This window comes from Variovorax sp. PEI5, from assembly GCF_056679935.1.
This window is the reverse complement of the sequence record NZ_CM155257.1, coordinates 3,236,610-3,254,214: the sequence shown is the minus strand read 5'-3', so window position 1 is coordinate 3,254,214 and position 17,605 is coordinate 3,236,610. Positions and strand designations below refer to the sequence as shown.

Genomic DNA, 17,605 nt, shown 5'->3' with positions numbered 1-17,605 from the left:
CACCCGGGGTGCCTAGCCGATCGGCCAGACCACGCCGTTGTCGTTCAGGATGGCGTCGAGCGGCACGTCGTGCGCCTGGGGCTCGAAGTTCTCGAGGAAGCCATGGGTGAAACCCAGGCCCACGGTGAAGGGCCTCGGCTCGAGCGCCGCCAGCGTGCGGTCGTAGAAGCCCCCGCCATAGCCCAGCCGGTAGCCGCCCGCGCTGTAGCCCAGGCAGGGCACGAACAGCAGCGTCGGCACGATGAGCTCGGTGTCCTTGGGCTTGGGGATGTCGTAGGCATCGTTCTCCATCGGACAGCCCGGATACCAGGAGTGGAAGGTCAGCGTGCCGTGCTCGCGGTTGACCACCGGCAATCCGATGCGGCGACGATGCGGTTCGTCGAGCAGCTCGCCATCCTCCTTCCAGCGATGCAGCGCCGGCAGCGGATCGAATTCGCCCTTGATCGGCCAGTAGGCGCCGATCACGGTATCGGGGCGTCCGACCAGCCAGATGCGCATCACGCGTTGCAGCAGATCCGCGCGTCGTGCCCGGTCGGGCAGTCCCAGGCGCTGCTCGATCAGTGCCGCGCGCAGTTGCGATTTGAGAAAAGCGGCAGTTTGTCCCCGCTCTTCCGGTGCATTTCCATCGTGTGCCTTGTCCATAATCCCCCGATGCAGTTCCTAAGCATTCTGGCATCACGGCGCCATCGACCCATCGCCATCGTCGGCGCCCTCCTCCTGTCCGCGCTCGCGCTGCTCCAGCCGGCGTGTGCCCAGAGCGCTTCGGACGACACGATCCTGCAGATGCGCCAGGCCTTCCAGCGTGGCGACAAGGCACGCCTGTCGGCCCTGCTGCCGCAGGCGCGCGGCCATGCGCTCGAACCCTGGGCCGCCTATTGGGAACTCAAGGCGCGCCTGCAGGAGGCCGGCCCGACCGACGTGCAGGATTTCCTGGCGCGCTACGCCGGCACCTACCAGGAGGACCGGCTGCGCAACGACTGGCTGCTGCTGCTGGGCCAGCGCCGCGACTGGGACGGCTTCGCCGGCCTGCATCCGCTCTACCGCATGCGCGACGACGCCCAGGTGCGCTGCTACGCGATCCTGGTGGACATGCTCAGGAACGGCGTCGGCACGCGGGCCCAGGCCGACGAGGTGCGCGACCTCTGGCTGCGCCAGCGCGAGGCCGAGGACGGGTGCCTGACGGCCGCCGACCGACTCGTCGCCGCCCGCCTGATCGCACCGGAGGACGTCTGGAAGAAGGCCCGCCTGGCCATCGAGGCCAACCGGCCGCAGGCCGCGCGCGACGCCATCGCGCTGATCGCGCCGGACGCCCTGCCGACCTTCACGCAGATCAACGCCAACGCCGGGCGCTTCCTGTCGGGCGCCATCATGGCCGCCTCGACCGAGCGCAAGGAGATGGTGGTGCTGGCCCTGATCAAGACCGCCATCGCCGACCCCGACATGGCCGCCACGCTGCTCGCCGGCAAGTGGGGCCTGATGCTCAAGCCCGAGGAACGCAACTGGGTCTGGGGCGCCATCGGGCGGCAGGCCGCGACCAAGCTGTCGCCGCTGGCCAACTCGTACTTCGCCAATGTCACGAAGAACGCCGACCTGTCCGACGACATGCTCGGCTGGAAGGCGCGCGCCGCGCTGCGCACCGGCCAGTGGAAGGACGTCCAGGCCGCCATCGCAGCGATGGGCGAGAGCGCCCGCCAGGACCCGACCTGGACCTACTGGCATGCGCGCGCCCTCGACGCCATCGGCGGCGACGAACGCCGCGCCCAGGCCCGCGCGCTGCTCGAAGGCATCGCCGGCACGCGCGGCTTCTACGAGATGCTGGCCCAGGAGGACCTGGGCCGGCCCATCGTCGCGGCGCCACGCCCGGCGCCGCTCACGACCGAGGAACGCCAGGCCGCGCGCGCCAATCCGTCGCTCGCGCGCGGACTCCAGGCCATCGCGATCGGCCTGCGCTCCGAAGGCGTGCGCGAATGGAACTACGCCACCAGCCTGCACGACAAGGGCGGCATGGGCGACCGCGAACTGCTCGCCGCCGCCGACCTCGCGTGCCAGCGCGAGGTCTGGGATCGCTGCATCAACACCAGCGAGCGCACCAAGGACGTGATCGATGCCCAGCAGCGCTTTCCCATGCCATTCCACGACACCGTGCTGCGCAAGAGCCGCGACATCGGCCTGGACCCGGCCTATGTCTACGGCCTGATCCGCCAGGAGAGTCGCTTCATCATGGACGCGCGCTCGGGCGTCGGTGCCTCCGGCCTGATGCAGGTGATGCCGGCGACGGCCCGCTGGACCGCCAACAAGATCGGCCTGGCGGGCTTCACCCCGAACCAGATCAACGATCGCGAGACCAACATCACCATCGGCACCAACTACCTGAAGCTGGCGCTCGACGACTTCGACGGCTCGATGGCGCTCGCCGCCGCGGCCTACAACGCCGGGCCGGGCCGGCCGCGCGTCTGGCGCAACGGCCCGGTCATGGACGCCGCCATCTGGGCCGAGAACGTGCCCTTCTCCGAGACCCGCGACTACGTGAAGAAGGTGCTGGCCAACACCACCAACTACGCCGCGATCATCACCGGCCAGCCGCAGTCGCTGCGCGCGCGACTCGGGCGCGTCGGCCCGCGCGACGCGCGCGAACCCGAACCCAACCGCGACCTGCCCTGACGATGGGTTGGCTCGACGAGGTCGGCGACACCGTCGCGACGGAGTTCGCCGACTTCGGCGACGTGCCGCAGATCACCCGCATCGTGGTGCGCCTGGGACTGGCAACCCTCCTGGGCTTCGCACTGGGCTTCGAGCGCGAGCAGCGGGGCAAGGCCGCCGGCATCCGCACGCACATGCTGGTGGCCATCGGCTCGGCATTGTTCGTGCTGGTGCCTCAGCAGAGCGGCATCGTCGCGGGCGACATGAGCCGCGTGATCCAGGGCCTGATCGCCGGCATCGGCTTCCTGTGCGCCGGCACCATCCTCAAGAGCGGGCGCGACGAGCAGCAGGTCCAGGGCCTGACCAGCGCGGCCGGCCTGTGGATGACCGCCGCCATCGGCATGGCCTGCGGCCTGGGCCGCGAGACGATGGCCCTGCTCAGCACGCTGCTCGCCCTGGCGGTGCTGACGCTGATGCCCTACGTGGTCAGGCTGATCGAGCGCGCGCTGGGCGAGCCCCTTGACCGCACGCCACCACGGCGCTGAAGGCATCAATCGGCAGCGGCTTCGGCATCAATCGAGGCAGGCCGCGGCGCTAGCATCGGATCCGCCCACCCAAGGATCCAGCACCATGCCCCAGCTCTACATCGGCAACAAGAACTACTCCTCCTGGTCGATGCGGCCCTGGGTGCTGATGCGCCAGGCCGGCATCGCGTTCGAGGAGGTCAAGGTGCGCTTCGACTCGTTCGGGTCCGGCTCGGAATTCCGCCGCGTCGTCGATGCGCTCAACCCGGCGGGAACGGTCCCGATCCTGGTCGATGGCGACATCGTCGTCGCCGACACGCTGGCGATCGCCGAGTACCTGGCCGAGACCCATCCGGAACTCGCCCTGTGGCCCGCCGACCGGGCCCGGCGCGCCCAGGCCCGCGCCCTGTGCGCCGAGATGCACGCGGGCTTCCGCGCCCTGCGCGCGCACTGCGGCATGAACCTCGAGGCCGACCTGTCGCTGCAGGGCCGCCTGGTCCTGCGCGACCAGCCGGGCGTGCGCGCCGACCTGGAACGCATCGTCGCCATGTGGAGCGGGCTGCTCGCCACCCATGGCGGTCCGATGCTGTTCGGCGACTTCGGCATCGTCGACGCCTACTACGCGCCGGTGGCGACCCGGATCAGGACCTATGCATTGCCGGTGCCGCCGGACGTGGCGGCCTACGTCGACCGGGTGCTGGCGTTGCCGGGCGTGCGCGCCTGGATCGACGACGCGCTGGCCGAGCACGACTTCATCGACTTCGACGAGCCCTACCGGATGGCGCCCTGAATCAGAAGCGGTAGGTGACCGCCGCGTAGGTGACGATCGGGTCGAGCTTCAGGCGCGCCTCGCTGGTGCCGATGGTCGCGCCGTTGGCCGCGCGGGTGGTCAGCGATGCCGTCGTCTTCAAGGAGATGTACGACACCGACAGCGACACGCCCCAATGGCGATCGAACTGCCAGGACACGCCGGCGTTGAGCACCGGCGCGAAGGACTTGTCGAGCTTGGCCGAGGTGCTGGTCGTGCCGGCGGGCCGGCGCAGCTGGCCGCCCAGGGCGTTCTGCAGGCTGTCGGTGAGATTGACATCGCTGTACCAGACATAGGTGGCGCCCAGGCCCAGGGAGAAGCGGATGGGGTCGTTGCCGTTGCCGAAGTAGTACTTGCCCAGGATGGTCGGGCTCCACTGCTTGGCCTGGCCGATCTCGCCCAGGCGGGCCAGCGAGCCCTCGCCCTGGAGCTTGAACTTCGGCGGCACGCCCACCACACCCTCGACGGCCCAGTTGCTGTCGGCGAAATAGATCGCGCTCAGGCCCACCGTGTCGGCCTTGTCGACGCCCGAGCCGGAACCGGGCACCTCGGCGCGGACGGGCGACGTAAACGTCAGGGGCTTGCTCGAATCCTGGGGCGCGAAGTGGAGCCAGCCGGCGCCGACGACCCAGTCGCCGGCCTGCTGCGCCATGGCGCCGGAGGCACAGAGCGTGGAGGCGGCCAGTATGCAGAGGGATTTCTTCATGATGGAAAGGCAATGGAGTGACAGCAGATGGAAAGGGAATCAGACCGATGGTCGAGCACCGGCGACCGGATTTTCGAACGATCGTTCTTTTCCAAGGCTCGGGACTATCCCTAAACTCGATCGCATGAAGACCTTCCTCGTTGGCGGCGCGATCCGCGATGCCCTGCTCGGCCGCCCCGGTGGCGACCGCGACTGGGTGGTGGTGGGCGCCACGCCGCAGCACATGGCCGATGCCGGCTTCCTGCCGGTCGGCCGCGATTTTCCGGTGTTCCTGCATCCCGCCACGCGCGAGGAGCACGCGCTGGCGCGCACCGAGCGCAAGAGCGCGCCCGGCTATCGCGGCTTCGTCGTGCATGCCGCGCCGGATGTCACCCTGGAGCAGGACCTGGCGCGACGCGACCTGACCGTCAACGCCATCGCCCTGCCGGCCGAACAGGCGGACGCGGCGGCCGGCGGCGGCCGGATCGACCCGGCGCTGCTCGTCGATCCCTATGGCGGCCAGCGCGACCTGCGCGACCGCGTGCTGCGCCATGTCACCGATGCGTTCCGGGAGGACCCGGTGCGCATCCTGCGCGTGGCGCGCTTCGCCGCCCGCTTCGAGGACTTCGACATCGCCGCCGAGACGCAGGCGCTGATGCGCGAGATGGTGGCCGCCGGCGAGGTCGACGCGCTGGTGCCCGAGCGCGTCTGGCAGGAACTCGCGCGCGGCCTGATGGAGCGCCGGCCGTCGCGCATGTTCGAGGTGCTGCGCGCCTGTGGCGCCCTGGCCGTGCTGCTGCCCGAGGTCGACCGGCTGTGGGGCGTGCCGCAGACCGCCACGCATCATCCGGAGGTCGACACCGGCGTGCACCTGATGATGGTGCTGGACATGGCCGCGCGCCTGGAGGCGCCGCTGGCCGTGCGTTTCGCCTGCCTGACGCACGACCTGGGCAAGGGCGAGACGCCGGCCGAGCTGCTGCCGCGCCACATCGGCCACGAGCAGCGCAGCGCCCGGCTGCTGCGCGCGCTGTGCGAGCGCTGGCGCGTGCCGGTCGAGCTGCGCGAACTCGCCGACGTGGTGGCGCGCGAGCACGGCAACATCCACCGCAGCACCGAGCTCGGCGCCGCCGCGCTGCTGCGGCTGTTCGAGCGCTGCGACGCGCTGCGCAAGCCGCGGCGCTTCGACGAGGTGCTGCTGGCCTGCGAATGCGACGCGCGCGGACGGCTGGGATTCGAGGAACACGCCTACCCCCAGCGCGCCCGGCTCGCCGCGCTGCTGGCGGCGGCCCTGGCCGTCGAGACGCGCCCGATCGCCGAGGCGGCGGCCCTCGCGGGCGCGAAGGGGCCGAGGATCGGCGAGGCCGTGACCCGCGCCCGCGTGGCCGCCGTGGCGGCGGCCCTCGGCGCGACGCACGTGGCGGACTGAGCGCGCCGGGCGGCAACCGGGTTTCGCGGCCTTCGCCGACTTCCATTCGGCTCCTCGCCTGCTAAGTTCCTGGACGATGCAGACTCCTCCACGCCTCACCCCCGACGCCGCCCTCTTCCTCGATTTCGACGGCACGCTGGTCGCCCTGGCCGAGACTCCGGAGGCCATCGAGGTGCCTCCCGCCCTGGTCGCGCTGCTGACCGACCTGCACGAGCTCCTGGGCGGCGCGCTGGCCATCGTCACGGGCCGCCCGATCGATGTCATCGACCGCTTCCTGGCGCCCCTGCGCCTGCCCGCCGCCGGCGAGCACGGCGTGCAGCGCCGCAATGCCGCAGGCGACATGCAGGAACGCCCCACGCCCGACCTGCATCACGTCCTCGACGCCGCCAACCGGGTCGCGGGCGAGCATCCCGGGCTGCTGGTGGAACGCAAGCACGCCGCCATCGCCCTGCACTACCGCCAGGCGCCCGATCTGGAGGCGGTCTGCCGCACGGCGATGGCCGGCGCGGTCGAGGGGCAGCCGCAACTCGAATTGCTGCACGGCAAGTTCGTCTTCGAGGTCAAGCCCTCCGGCGTCAACAAGGGCGTCGCCATCGAGGCCTTCATGCGGGAAGCGCCCTTCGCCGGCCGCCGGCCGGTGTTCGCCGGCGACGACACCACCGACGAGACCGGCTTCGCCATCGTGCAGCCACGCGGTGGCATCGCCGTGAAGGTCGGCGCCGGACCGACGCAGGCCGCCTACCGGCTCGACTCCACGCGCTCGGTCTTCGAGTGGCTGGTGAGCGCGCGCGACCTGCTGCGCCAGCCGGCCGCCGCCGGCGCGACCGCAGCGGGCGGCGACACCTCGGGCGGCACGCACGACGCGGCCGACGGCCCCGGCGCCGGTGGCGAAGGAGATGGCGAATGAGCCGGCTCGTCGTTATCTCCAACCGCGTCGCCGACCCGCGCAAGCCCGCCGCCGGCGGCCTGGCCGTGGCGCTGGGCGAATCGCTGCAGCAGACCGGCGGACTGTGGTTCGGCTGGAGCGGCAACATCATCGAGGACGGCCCCACCGGCGAGGGCGAACTGCACCGCCAGCAGGCCGGCAAGGTGACGCTCGCCACCATCGACCTCAGCCGCGACGACCACGACAGCTACTACGCCGGCTACAGCAACGACGTGCTCTGGCCGGTGTTCCACAACCGGCTCGACCTGGCGAACTTCGACGCCGGCTTCATCGGCGGCTACCGGCGCGTCAACCAGCTGTTCGCGCGCAAGCTGCTGCCGCTGCTCAAGGACGACGACGTCATCTGGGTCCACGACTACCACCTGATCCCGCTGGCGGCCGAGCTGCGCGCCATGGGCTGCCGCCAGCGCATCGGCTTCTTCCTGCACATCCCGCTGCCGCCGCAGATCATCCTGGCGGCGATCCCGCAGCACGAATGGCTGGCGCGTTCGCTGTTCTCCTACGACCTGATCGGCCTGCAGGCGCACCAGGACGTGCAGCACTTCGAGCGCTACGTCGCCAACGAGGCCCATGGCGAGGCGCTCGGCGACGACATGTACCGCGCCTACGGCCAGACGGTGCGCTGCAGCGCCTTCCCGATCGGCATCGACGTCGACGAGTTCGTCACGCTCACCCATGCCAAGGAGGCGCGCGACATGTACGAGACCATGAAGCGCGAGTACTCGACCCGGCGCCTGCTGCTGGGCATCGACCGGCTCGACTACTCCAAGGGCATCCCGCACCGGGTGCGCGCGTTCCGCGAGCTGCTGGCCAACTATCCGGAGAACCGCCGCAGCGCGACCCTGATCCAGATCGCCTCGCCCACGCGCGAGAGCGTCGACGCCTATGCCGACATCCGGCGCGAGCTCGAATCGCTGTGCGGGGCCATCAATGGCGACTATGGCGAACTCGACTGGATGCCGGTGCGCTACATCCACCGCATGGTGGCGCGCAAGCGCGTGCCGGGCCTGTGCCGCGCCGCGGCGGTGGGCCTGGTGACGCCATTGCGCGACGGCATGAACCTGGTGGCCAAGGAATACGTCGCCGCGCAGGATCCGGCCGATCCGGGAGTGCTGGTGCTGTCGCGCTTCGCCGGCGCCGCCGAGCAGCTCAAGGAAGCCCTGCTGGTGAATCCCTACGACACCCACGGCACCGCCGAGACCATCCAGCAGGCCCTGCAGATGCCGCTGGACGAGCGGCGCGCCCGCCACGAGAAGCTGCTCCAGAGCATCCGCGAGCAGGACATCCACTGGTGGCGCCGCACCTTCCTGGAAGCGCTGCGCCAGATGCCGCAGGCGGGCTGACGCCTCGCGCCGGCCGGTGGCCTCGCGGAAATCCCGCGGGGCGATGCCTCAGGGGAGCGCCTCGGGGCGGTGCCGTCCTCGCCAGGGGAGCCGCAGCCGGTCCCACGACCACCTCGCGACCGGCAGCGGGTCGATCCGCCACAAACGCCCGCCGGCGCCATCGACGGCGTCCACCGCCACCCAGCCGGCGCCATCGATGGCATGCGCCTGCCCCTCGTCCAGCATCAGGTCCATGGCGACCATGCGCTCGCCGAGCCAGCGCGGCGGCCCGGCGATGCGCAGGCGCCCGCCGGCGGCCACCAGCACGCTGCCGGCCACGACCGGCAGACGCAGCGTCTGGCCGGCATCGAGCCGGATATCGAGGAACGAGGATGCATCGCGACGCCGGTCCATGGCCATCTCCTGAAGGGATCGAGGAACAGGACCGAGCGTAGGACGGAGCGCGGAGGCGCGACAGGCACAGGCCGCCGGCTCCGGGACCGCAACAGGGCGCGTCGCCGCGGCGCTGTTATGGTCGATCCGGTGCGCAACTGCATCTGTTCCGATCGCCCGGTCGGGCGCACCATCGCCTCATGGACATGCCCACCCTGCCCCGCTATCGCCGGCTGTCGCAGCACTACCTGGCGGCCATCCGGGCCGGCGCGCTGCACCCCGGCGACCGCCTGCCCTCGCTGCGCGACCTGATGAAGCTGCATGGCGTGAGCCTGTCGACCGCGCTGCAGGTCTGCCGCACGCTGGAGAGCGAAGGCTGGGCCGAGGCCCGGGAGCGCTCGGGCTACTTCGTGCGCCACCCGCGCCGCCTGACCATGGCGCCGATGGACGAGCCGGCCGCCGACCGCGCGCCCGACCCGGCGCAGTTCGTCGGCATCCACGAGAAGGTGTCGGACTTCGTCACCCGGCGCCGCTATGGCGAGGTGCGGCTGGACCTGTCGAGCGCGCGCGGGACGCCGGAGCTGTATCCCGGCGATGCCCTGCGCGCCGCCATGACGCGCTGCCTGCGTCAGCAGCCGCAGCTGCTCACGCGCGCCTCGCCCTCGCGCTCGCGCACGCCATTCCGCGACGCCGTGGCCCGCCGCGCGTTGCGCGCCGGCATGCGGCTGGCGCCGGAGGACGTGCTGCCCACCAACGGCTGCATCGAGGCGCTCAACCTGGCCCTGCGCGCCGTCGCCCGGCCGGGCGACACGGTGGCGGTGGAATCACCCACCTTCTACGGCTTGCTGCAGGTGCTGGAGAGCCTGGGCATGCGGGCGCTGGAGATTCCCACCAGTCCGCAGACCGGGCTGTCGATCGAGGCGCTGGAACTGGCCCTGCGCGCCTACGAGCGGATCCGCGCGGTGGTGGTGGTGCCGCACCTGCAGAACCCGCTGGGCAGCGTGATGCCCGATGCCCACAAGGCCCGGCTGGTGCGCCTGTGCCGCGACCACGACGTGGCGCTGATCGAGGACGACACCTACACCGAACTGCTCGACGCCGAGGGCACGCCGCGCGCCCTGAAGTCCTTCGACGAGGACGGCGGCGTGATCCATTGCGCTTCGCTGCACAAGGTGCTCGCGCCGGGCCTGCGGCTGGGCTGGATCCACGCCGGGCGCTGGCACGCGCGGGTCGAGATGCTCAAGTACACCCACAGCCGCAGCAACGAGGAGCTGTCCCAGTGGGCGGCCGGCGAGTTCATGGCCACCGGCGCCTACGACCGCCACCTGCGCCGGCTGCGCGAGGTGCTGCGCGGCCAGCGCGAACGCACGGCCGACGCCATCGCGGCGCACTTCCCGCCCGGCACGCGGCTGAACCTGCCGCCGGGCGGCCTGCAGCTGTGGGTGGAACTGCCCCCGGGCGGCTCGGCCCAGGCGGTGTTCGACGCCGCGCTGGCCGAGCACATCCTGGTGGCGCCGGGCACGCTGTTCTCCAACAGCGCGCGCTGCGACCATTTCCTGCGCATCAACTGCGGAGCGCCCTGGTCACCGGACCTGGCCGACGGACTGCGCCGGCTCGGCGCGATCGCGGCTCAGTCGTCCACCAGCGCCAGCGCGGCATAGTCGCCGAGCTTGTCGCCCAGGCCGGCCGGCACCACGCGGACGCCGCGCGTGAGCGCCGTCAGCCTGCCGTCGATCTCGGCCTGCAGGCGCGGCACCAGGAACTCGCGGTGATGCCAGAACACGCTGCCGCCCAGGCTGATGCGCTGCAGGTCGAGCGTGGCGACCAGGTTGTAGAGCAGGCGGCCCATGACCCGGCACAGGGCCTCGACGATGGCCAGCGCCGGCGCGTCGCCTTGCGTCGCCGCCGTGAACAGGTCCTCGGCCGAGCGGCCGAAGCGGCGGTCGATCGAATTGCCGGCGATCAGCGCCTCGACATCACCCAGGTTGCCGCAGCCGCACAGCGCGTCGTTGTCGTCGTCGGCGACGAAGCTGTGGCCGGCGTGGCCGGCATTGCCGTTCTTGCCGCGCAGCGCGCGGCCGTCGACGCACAGACCGACGCCGACGCCGGTGCTCCAGGTGACGAAGGCGCAATGGTCGAGTCCCTGCAGCGCGCCCCAGCGGCGCTCGGCCTCCAGGGCGGCGACGGCGTCGTTCTCGACCCTGACGTGGGCGAAGCGCCGGGCCAGCGGCGCCTCGAGCAGGGCCGTCGTCCAGTCGTTGGGCAGCCCGCGCGCCGGTCCGGCGATGCCGCCGCAGATGTTGGGCGAGGCGCATTCGATCCGGCCGTCAGCGATCACGAACGGTCCGGTCGAGGCCACGCCGACGCGGTCCACCATGGCCGGGTCGACACCCTGCTCGGCGCAGACCTCGTCGATCAGCCGCAGGATCTGCCGGGCCAGCGCATCGTTGGCGCCATGGGTGGCGGTGGGTTCGCTGCGGCGGCCCAGCAATGGCGAGGCGCTGTCGCGCGAAAGGCTGACGGCGACCTTGGTGCCACCGATATCGACGCAGGCTCTCATGGATGAACGTGGTCCTTTTTCAACTCAATACGACAAGGAGGGGCCGGCGCGGCCGCCGGATTTCAGATCAATCGGGCGATCAGCGCGGCCAGCATGCTCAGCACCAGCGTGCTCGCCAGCGGCACCTGCCACAGGCGACCGAAGGCGCGGAAGACGAAATCGCCCGGCAGGCGGCCGAAGCCGAAGCGCCGCAGCCAGTCGGTCAGTCCGCTCATGAGCACCAGGGCGAGAACGGTCACGAGCAGCCAGCGGATCATGGATCGAGTCTAGGCAGAGAGCGCGTCCAGGGCCTGTCGGTGAAGTTCGGGTGTGGCCGCCGCCACCACGCGCCCATCGGAGCGCAGGCCCAGCGGCCGGCCGGCCCAGTCGGTGACGATGCCGCCGGCGGCCTCGATCAGGCCGGCCGGGCCGAGGTAGTCGTAGGGCTGCAGACCGGTCTCCACCACCAGGTCGATGGTGCCGCCGGCGAGCTGCGCGTAGCCATAGCAGTCGCCGCCGAAGCGGCGCATCGCACAGCGCCGGCTCAGGGCGTCGAAGGCGCGCCAGTCGGTGGCGTCGAAGATGTCGGGCGAGGTGGTGACGATGCGTGCCTCGGCCAGGCGCGTGCAGCCGCTCGCGCGCACGGGCGTGCCGTCGCGCTCGGCGCCGCGACCGGCGCGGCCGACCCAGCGCTCGCGCAGCACCGGCATGTCGATCATTCCCAGCACCACGCGATCGCCCTCGAGCACGCCGACCAGCGTGCCCCACAGCGGCGACCCGGTGATGAAGCTGCGCGTGCCGTCGATCGGGTCGAGCACCCAGACGCGCCGCGCATCCAGGCGCTCGCTGCCGTGCTCCTCGCCATAGATGCCGTCGCCCGGCAGCGCCGTGCCCAGGATCGCGCGCATCGCCGTCTCGGCGGCGCGGTCGGCCAGGGTCACGGGACTCTCGTCGGCCTTGGTCAGGACGTCCAGCGGGGTCCTGAAATGGGCCATGGACTGCGCCGCGGCGGCATCGGCCAGGGCATGGGCGGTGCGCAGCAGCGCGTCGGGATCGAGATCGGGGCTATCGAGGCTCATGGCATCCGATTAGACCCGAGCCGGACCCGAGCCGGACGCCGCGCTCACAACGTGTGGCTGCGGTCGCCCTGCGCGAAACCCATCGGCTCCCACGGCTCGCCCGCGCCCAGGGCGATGACCTTGAACAGCTCGCCCATCTCGTGCTCGTGGATCAGGTGGGCGGCGCGCGCGCGCTCGGCCACGCCCGCCGCCTCGGCCAGCCCCGGCAGGCCGCAGTTGATGAGGAAGCGGCCCTGGCTGGCATAGCCCAGCACGTTCAGGCCGGCGTCCTGCGCCGCCAGGGCGATGCCGGTGAAGTCGACGTGGGCGGTGATGTCCTTGCGGCCGACCTCGGCCAGCGGATCGCCATCGGCTCGGTGGCCCTGGTGGCACATCACGGTGCCCATGTGGCGCTGCGGGTGGTAGTACTCGGCGGCCGGGAAGCCGTAGTCGATCAGGAAGGCCGCGCCGCGCACCAGCCGGTCGGCCAGGGTGGCGACGAAGGCCTCGGCCTGGGGATGGATCTCGGTCAGGTAGTCGTGCTCGCCCGCGATCTCCACCGGCGGGCGCAGATCGGTCGGCCGGTCGGCCCAGGACAGCCCGGACGGCGCGGCCGCGTCGGCCACCACGCCACGCTCGAACCACCGGCCGCCGACCCGGGCCAGCAGGCGCACCGGCATGGCATCGAGCACCTCGTTGCCGACCACCACGCCGGTCATGGTCTCGGGCAGCTCGTCGAGCCACTCGACGCGATCGGCATGCGCGGCCAGGGTCTCGCGCTGGCGCTCGCGCAGCGTGGCCGAGAGGTCGACGATGCGATAGCGCGCGAGCGGCCGGCCCAGGATGTCGAGCGCCTCGATCAGCTGCCGCGCCAGCGCGCCCGAGCCGGCGCCGAACTCCCAGACCTCGTCGGTGCCGCTGGCCGCCAGCGCCTCGGCGACCTGCGCGGCCAGGGCGCGGCCGAACAGCGGCGTGAGCTCCGGCGCCGTCACGAAGTCGCTGCCCGAGGTCGGCAGGTGGCCGAACTTGCGGCTCGCGTTGGCGTAGTAGCCCAGGCCCGGGGCATAGAGCGCGAGCGCCATGAAGCGGTCGAACGGCAGCCAGCCGCCGGCGCGCACGAGCGAGGCATCGATAATCCGTGCCAGCGCGTCGCGCCGCCCCGTCGGGGCACCCGGCCCGCCCGGCCCGCCGCTTCCGTTCAAACCCTTCCTGCCGCGCTCACCGTTGTCCGCATCCATGTTCATTCCGGGAAATCTATCAGCATGACCGGCCCGACCCCGCGGCGTCCGTCCACGGCGCCCGCTCCGACCCCGCCGCCGGCGCGCGGCGTGCTGGTGACCGGCGGCGGCCGGCGCCTGGGCGCGGCGATCTGCGAGGCGTTCGCGCGGGCCGGCTGGCAGGTGTGGTGCCAGTACCGCGGCTCCCGCGACGCCGCCCGGGCCCTGTGCGAGCGGCTGTGCGCCGCCGGCGGCAGCGCGCGGGCGATCGAGGCCGACATCGCCGACGCGGCCGGCCGCGCCGCCCTGATGGCGGCCATCGCGGCGGCCGGTGGTCCCCTCGACTGCGTCGTCAACAACGCCTCGGCCTTCGAACCCGACACCGGCCTCGACTTCGAGGCCGACGCCGCCCTGCGCCAGCTCGGCGTCAACCTGATCGCGCCGCTGGACTTCGCCCGGCTGCTGGCGCGCCAGGCCGCCGCCCCCGATGCCGATCGCTCGGCGATCCATGTGCTCGACCAGAAGGTCTACAACCTGAACCCGGACTACTTCTCCTACACCGTTTCCAAGCTCGCGCTGGAGCGCGCCGTGGCGCTGCAGGCGCAGGCGCTGGCGCCGGCCGTGCGGGTGTGCGGCGTGGCGCCGGGCCTGATGTTCGAGAGCGGACCGCAGGACGGCGAGAACTTCCGCCGCGCCGCGCGCGCCAACCTGCTGCGCCGGCCGATCGATCCGGACGACGTGGCGCGCGCCTGCGTCTTCCTGGCCGGCACGCCCGGCGCGACCGGCACCACCCTGTGCATCGACAACGGCCAGCACCTGGTGCCGCTCGAGCGCGACATCATGTTCGTCGTCGACGAGCTGCTCCATCCCCACCCCGACGACCCGCAGAAAGCCCCCCCGCCATGACCACCGCAGCCCTCGATCCCCTGCTGCTGTCCTGCCGCCGCGTGTTCCTGAAGAACTACGAGGTCTGGATCAACATCGGCGTGCACGAATTCGAGAAGCGCGCCGAGCAGCGCGTCATCATCAACGTCGACCTCTACGTGCCGCTGGAACTTTCCACGCCGCGCGCGGACGAACTCGACGAAGTGGTCGACTACGACTTCATCCGGCGCACCGTCGCCGCGCGCCTGGGCAAGGGGCACATCCACCTGCAGGAGACGCTGTGCGACGACCTGCTGGGCCTGATGCTGGCCCACCCCAAGGTCCGGGCCGCCCGCGTGTCGACCGCCAAGCCGGATGTCTATCCGGATTGCGAAGCGGTCGGCGTCGAAGTTTTTGGAAGCAAGTGACACCCATGAATGCCATCTGGATGGAAGACGAGGCGGCCGAGGCCGCGACGGGCGCGGCCGCGAACGGATTGAAGATCCAGCGCGAGACGCACAAGCTGGAGAAGCGGCTGTGCCGCCAGGTCGGCCAGGCGATCGTCGACTACAACATGATCGAGGAAGGCGACAAGGTCATGGTGTGCGTCTCGGGCGGCAAGGACAGCTACGCGCTGCTCGACATCCTGCTCAAGCTGCGCGCCCGTGCCCCGATCCACTTCGACATCGTCGCGGTCAACCTCGACCAGAAGCAGCCGGGTTTCCCGGAGGACGTGCTGCCGGGCTATCTCACCGCGCTGGGCGTGCCGTTCCACATCGAGGAGCAGGACACCTACAGCATCGTCAAGCGCGTGATCCCGGAGGGTCGCACCACCTGCGGCCTGTGCAGCCGGCTGCGCCGCGGCATCCTCTATCGCGTGGCCGACGAGCTCGGCGCCACCAAGGTCGCGCTCGGGCACCACCGCGACGACATGCTGCAGACCTTCTTCCTCAACATGTTCTTCGCCGCCAAGCTGAAGTCGATGCCGCCCAAGCTGGTGAGCGACGACGGCCGCCACGTCGTGATCCGCCCGCTCGCCTACGTGGCCGAGAAGGACACCGTGCGCTGGGCGCAGCACCGCCACTTCCCGATCATCCCGTGCACCCTGTGCGGCAGCCAGGAGAACCTGCAGCGCCAGCAGGTCGCGGAGATGCTGCGCGAATGGGAGCGCAAGCACCCGGGACGCATCGAGAACATGTTCGGCGCCCTGCAGAGCGTGGTGCCCTCGCACCTGCTCGACCGCGAGGCCTTCGACTTCCGCGGCCTGCGGGCCACCGGCGTGGCCGACCCCGAGGGCGACAAGGCCTTCGACGCGCCGGAGTTCGCCGCGCCGTCGGCGCTGCGTATCGTCCAGCTCTGAGCCGCTGCGAGCCATGGCTCCAGGCGGCGATCCGAAGCAGTTCCGAGTTTTTCCAGCACAGGAGACTTCGCCGATGGCCCCGCGTGTACTGACGGCTCTCGCCCTCGCCCTGACGGTCGCGCTCAGCGGCTGCGCCACCCGCTGGGTGGTGGACAGCCAGGTGCGCAGTTTTTCCGAACTGCCGGCCGATGCCGCCGCGCGCGCGCCGGTCGCCTACCGTTTCGAGCGCCTGCCCTCGCAGCAGCAGGGGCCGGAGTTCGCGCGCCAGGCCGATGCGCTCGAGGCCTTCGCCATGCCGGCGCTCGATGCCGCCGGGCTGCGCCGCGACGATGCCGCCGCGCGCTACAGCGTGCAGATCGGCGCCCGCGTCACGCGCGTGCTCTCGCCCTGGGACGATCCCTGGCTCAACGGCGGCTGGGGCTGGGGCGGTCTCGGCTACGGCCGGCCCTACTACGGCGGCTGGGGCGGCTGGGGCGGCCGGGGCTGGGGCGGACGCGGCGGCTGGGGTGGCTGGGGCGCCTTCGGTGGCGGTTTCCCGCCCATGGCCAACCCCTGGTACGCGCGCGAGGTCAACATCGTCATGCGCGACCTGGGCAGCCAGCGCGTGGTCTACGAGACCCATGCGCGCAACGACGGTCCGTATGCCAGCGACGCGGCGGTGCTGCCGGCGATGTTCCAGGCCGCGCTGCGGGGCTTCCCGACGCCGCCGCAGGGCGTGCGCCGCGTCGATGTCGAGATCCAGCGCGCGGGTGCCGCTGGCAACCGCCCGACCGGCCCGGCCGCCGCCCCGGCCGGGGCCACCGGAAGCACGGCGCCTTGAACGCCACCCGCCTGATCGTCGTGCGCCATGGCGAGACCGCCTGGAACGTCGACACCCGCATCCAGGGCCAGCTCGACATCGACCTGAACGACCTCGGCCGGCGCCAGGCGCGGCAGCTCGCCGAGGCGCTGGCCGACCAGTCGATCGACGCCCTCTACGCCAGCGATCTCCTGCGCGCCTGGCATACCGCGCAGGCCGTCGCGCGGACCAGCGGCGTGGCGGCGACGGCCGAGCCTCTCCTGCGCGAGCGCGCCTTCGGGCATTTCGAGGGCCGGACCTTCGCCGAGATCGAGGCCCGGTGGCCCGTCGAGGCGCGCCTGTGGCGCACCCGCGACCCGGACTTCACGCCGCCCGAGGGTGGCGAGTCGCTCCTGACGTTCCGCGCCCGCGTGACCGATGCGGCGGCGGCGCTGGCGGCACGCCACGTCGGCGGCCTGGTCGTGCTGGTGGCCCATGGCGGCGTGATGGATGTGCTCTATCGCGCCGCCACCGGGCAGTCCCTGCAGGCGCCGCGCACCTGGCATCTGGGCAACGCGGCCATCAATCGCCTGCTCTGGACGCCCCAGGGCTTCAGCCTGGTCGGCTGGGGCGATGTCGCCCACCTGACGCAGGAGGCCGGCGACGAAGCCGGCGTACCCCGCGCCTGAACCCCATGGCGTGCCGGCACCGGTCCGGCGCGCGCCCTCCAGCGGCGCCCATGGGAACCGTTGACCCGCGGGGCCACGCGCACAGCAGTCGGCCGTGACCGACATCACGGAACTTCGTTACGGTTTTTGACACCTCACCGCGTCGAGCGCCAAATCAGGTGCGTCATTTTGCTCTAAGTGAGCGAATTTTCACTTCCGACTTAGTTAAAGGTATTCGTCTGCTCGAACGACGGGTGCACAATGTTCCTGTCGAGCCATACCACTTGGTCATGCTGTCAAGAAGTGAATAGCAACGAATTGCGACCGTGAAAGTCTCCGGTCGTCGTCGGAAGGACCGAATGGCTTGCTTATCCGGG

At 71.5% G+C, this 17,605-nt stretch carries 19 protein-coding genes; 12 read left to right on the top strand and 7 right to left on the bottom strand.

The window, feature by feature from the left end; genetic code table 11:
- Window positions 1-12: 12 nt before the first annotated feature.
- Window positions 13-642: a 5-formyltetrahydrofolate cyclo-ligase gene (locus AC1MLT_RS14885; RefSeq protein ID WP_481032970.1), complete on the bottom strand. Its 630-nt coding sequence runs from the start codon at window positions 640-642 to the stop codon at window positions 13-15.
- A gap of 9 nt (window positions 643-651) precedes the next feature.
- Here AC1MLT_RS14885 and AC1MLT_RS14880 point away from each other — a divergent pair, with 9 nt between their 5' ends.
- The 3 genes from AC1MLT_RS14880 (at window position 652) to AC1MLT_RS14870 (ending at window position 3,954) form a co-directional block, all read left to right on the top strand.
- Window positions 652-2,661: a lytic transglycosylase domain-containing protein gene (locus tag AC1MLT_RS14880; protein ID WP_481032969.1), complete on the top strand. Its 2,010-nt coding sequence runs from the start codon at window positions 652-654 to the stop codon at window positions 2,659-2,661.
- A gap of 2 nt (window positions 2,662-2,663) precedes the next feature.
- Entirely contained in the window at window positions 2,664-3,185 is a 522-nt protein-coding gene (locus tag AC1MLT_RS14875; protein WP_481032968.1) for an MgtC/SapB family protein, read from the top strand.
- Between the two features lie 85 nt (window positions 3,186-3,270).
- The gene (locus AC1MLT_RS14870; RefSeq protein ID WP_481032967.1) at window positions 3,271-3,954 is read left to right on the top strand and encodes a glutathione S-transferase N-terminal domain-containing protein; all 684 of its coding nucleotides are present in this window, start codon (window positions 3,271-3,273) and stop codon (window positions 3,952-3,954) included.
- A 1-nt stretch (window position 3,955) separates the two neighbouring features.
- On the opposite strand, the gene AC1MLT_RS14865 is transcribed toward AC1MLT_RS14870, so the two are convergent.
- Window positions 3,956-4,678: an OmpW/AlkL family protein gene (locus AC1MLT_RS14865; RefSeq protein WP_481032966.1), complete on the bottom strand. Its 723-nt coding sequence runs from the start codon at window positions 4,676-4,678 to the stop codon at window positions 3,956-3,958.
- Between the two features lie 124 nt (window positions 4,679-4,802).
- Between AC1MLT_RS14865 and AC1MLT_RS14860 the strand changes: the two genes are divergently transcribed.
- From AC1MLT_RS14860 to otsA, 3 genes are all read left to right on the top strand, one after another.
- Window positions 4,803-6,083, top strand: a complete 1,281-nt coding sequence (locus tag AC1MLT_RS14860) for a multifunctional CCA addition/repair protein (RefSeq protein ID WP_481032965.1) — start codon at window positions 4,803-4,805, stop codon at window positions 6,081-6,083.
- Between the two features lie 76 nt (window positions 6,084-6,159).
- The gene (otsB, locus tag AC1MLT_RS14855) at window positions 6,160-6,990 is read left to right on the top strand and encodes a trehalose-phosphatase (protein ID WP_481032964.1); all 831 of its coding nucleotides are present in this window, start codon (window positions 6,160-6,162) and stop codon (window positions 6,988-6,990) included.
- Window positions 6,987-8,372, top strand: a complete 1,386-nt coding sequence (gene otsA / locus AC1MLT_RS14850; RefSeq protein ID WP_481032963.1) for an alpha,alpha-trehalose-phosphate synthase (UDP-forming) — start codon at window positions 6,987-6,989, stop codon at window positions 8,370-8,372. The genes otsB and otsA overlap by 4 nt, the downstream gene beginning before the upstream one ends.
- Before the next feature lie 48 nt (window positions 8,373-8,420).
- Here otsA and AC1MLT_RS14845 read toward each other — a convergent pair whose 3' ends face one another.
- Window positions 8,421-8,765 carry a hypothetical protein gene (locus AC1MLT_RS14845; RefSeq protein WP_481032962.1) on the bottom strand — a complete coding sequence of 115 codons (345 nt, stop codon included), beginning with the start codon at window positions 8,763-8,765 and terminating at the stop codon, window positions 8,421-8,423.
- A gap of 185 nt (window positions 8,766-8,950) precedes the next feature.
- Here AC1MLT_RS14845 and AC1MLT_RS14840 point away from each other — a divergent pair, with 185 nt between their 5' ends.
- Window positions 8,951-10,405, top strand: coding sequence for an aminotransferase-like domain-containing protein (locus AC1MLT_RS14840; protein WP_481035039.1), 1,455 nt, complete (start codon window positions 8,951-8,953; stop codon window positions 10,403-10,405).
- Here the strand turns inward: AC1MLT_RS14840 and AC1MLT_RS14835 are convergent.
- The 4 genes from AC1MLT_RS14835 to AC1MLT_RS14820 form a co-directional block, all read right to left on the bottom strand.
- Complete coding sequence (locus AC1MLT_RS14835; protein WP_481032961.1) at window positions 10,375-11,304, bottom strand: ROK family protein; 930 nt, start codon at window positions 11,302-11,304, stop codon at window positions 10,375-10,377. The genes AC1MLT_RS14840 and AC1MLT_RS14835 overlap by 31 nt on opposite strands.
- Before the next feature lie 62 nt (window positions 11,305-11,366).
- Window positions 11,367-11,561: a DUF2905 domain-containing protein gene (locus AC1MLT_RS14830; RefSeq protein WP_481032960.1), complete on the bottom strand. Its 195-nt coding sequence runs from the start codon at window positions 11,559-11,561 to the stop codon at window positions 11,367-11,369.
- A 9-nt stretch (window positions 11,562-11,570) separates the two neighbouring features.
- Window positions 11,571-12,362, bottom strand: a complete 792-nt coding sequence (gene hisN / locus AC1MLT_RS14825; RefSeq protein WP_481032959.1) for a histidinol-phosphatase — start codon at window positions 12,360-12,362, stop codon at window positions 11,571-11,573.
- 44 nt (window positions 12,363-12,406) lie between these two features.
- On the bottom strand, window positions 12,407-13,579 hold the full coding sequence (locus AC1MLT_RS14820) for a class I SAM-dependent methyltransferase (RefSeq protein WP_481032958.1): 1,173 nt from the start codon (window positions 13,577-13,579) through the stop codon (window positions 12,407-12,409).
- A 24-nt stretch (window positions 13,580-13,603) separates the two neighbouring features.
- Between AC1MLT_RS14820 and AC1MLT_RS14815 the strand changes: the two genes are divergently transcribed.
- From AC1MLT_RS14815 to AC1MLT_RS14795, 5 genes are all read left to right on the top strand, one after another.
- Window positions 13,604-14,464 carry an SDR family oxidoreductase gene (locus tag AC1MLT_RS14815; protein WP_481032957.1) on the top strand — a complete coding sequence of 287 codons (861 nt, stop codon included), beginning with the start codon at window positions 13,604-13,606 and terminating at the stop codon, window positions 14,462-14,464.
- A complete protein-coding gene (locus tag AC1MLT_RS14810) occupies window positions 14,461-14,850 on the top strand; it encodes a dihydroneopterin aldolase (protein WP_481032956.1) in 390 nt (129 codons plus the stop codon). Before AC1MLT_RS14815 ends, AC1MLT_RS14810 begins: the two co-directional genes overlap by 4 nt.
- Window positions 14,851-14,855: 5 nt before the next feature.
- Window positions 14,856-15,782, top strand: a complete 927-nt coding sequence (gene ttcA / locus AC1MLT_RS14805; protein ID WP_481032955.1) for a tRNA 2-thiocytidine(32) synthetase TtcA — start codon at window positions 14,856-14,858, stop codon at window positions 15,780-15,782.
- A 73-nt stretch (window positions 15,783-15,855) separates the two neighbouring features.
- On the top strand, window positions 15,856-16,602 hold the full coding sequence (locus tag AC1MLT_RS14800; protein ID WP_481032954.1) for a DUF4136 domain-containing protein: 747 nt from the start codon (window positions 15,856-15,858) through the stop codon (window positions 16,600-16,602).
- Complete coding sequence (locus tag AC1MLT_RS14795) at window positions 16,599-17,249, top strand: histidine phosphatase family protein (RefSeq protein WP_481032953.1); 651 nt, start codon at window positions 16,599-16,601, stop codon at window positions 17,247-17,249. Before AC1MLT_RS14800 ends, AC1MLT_RS14795 begins: the two co-directional genes overlap by 4 nt.
- The last annotated feature ends 356 nt before the right edge of the window (window positions 17,250-17,605 follow it).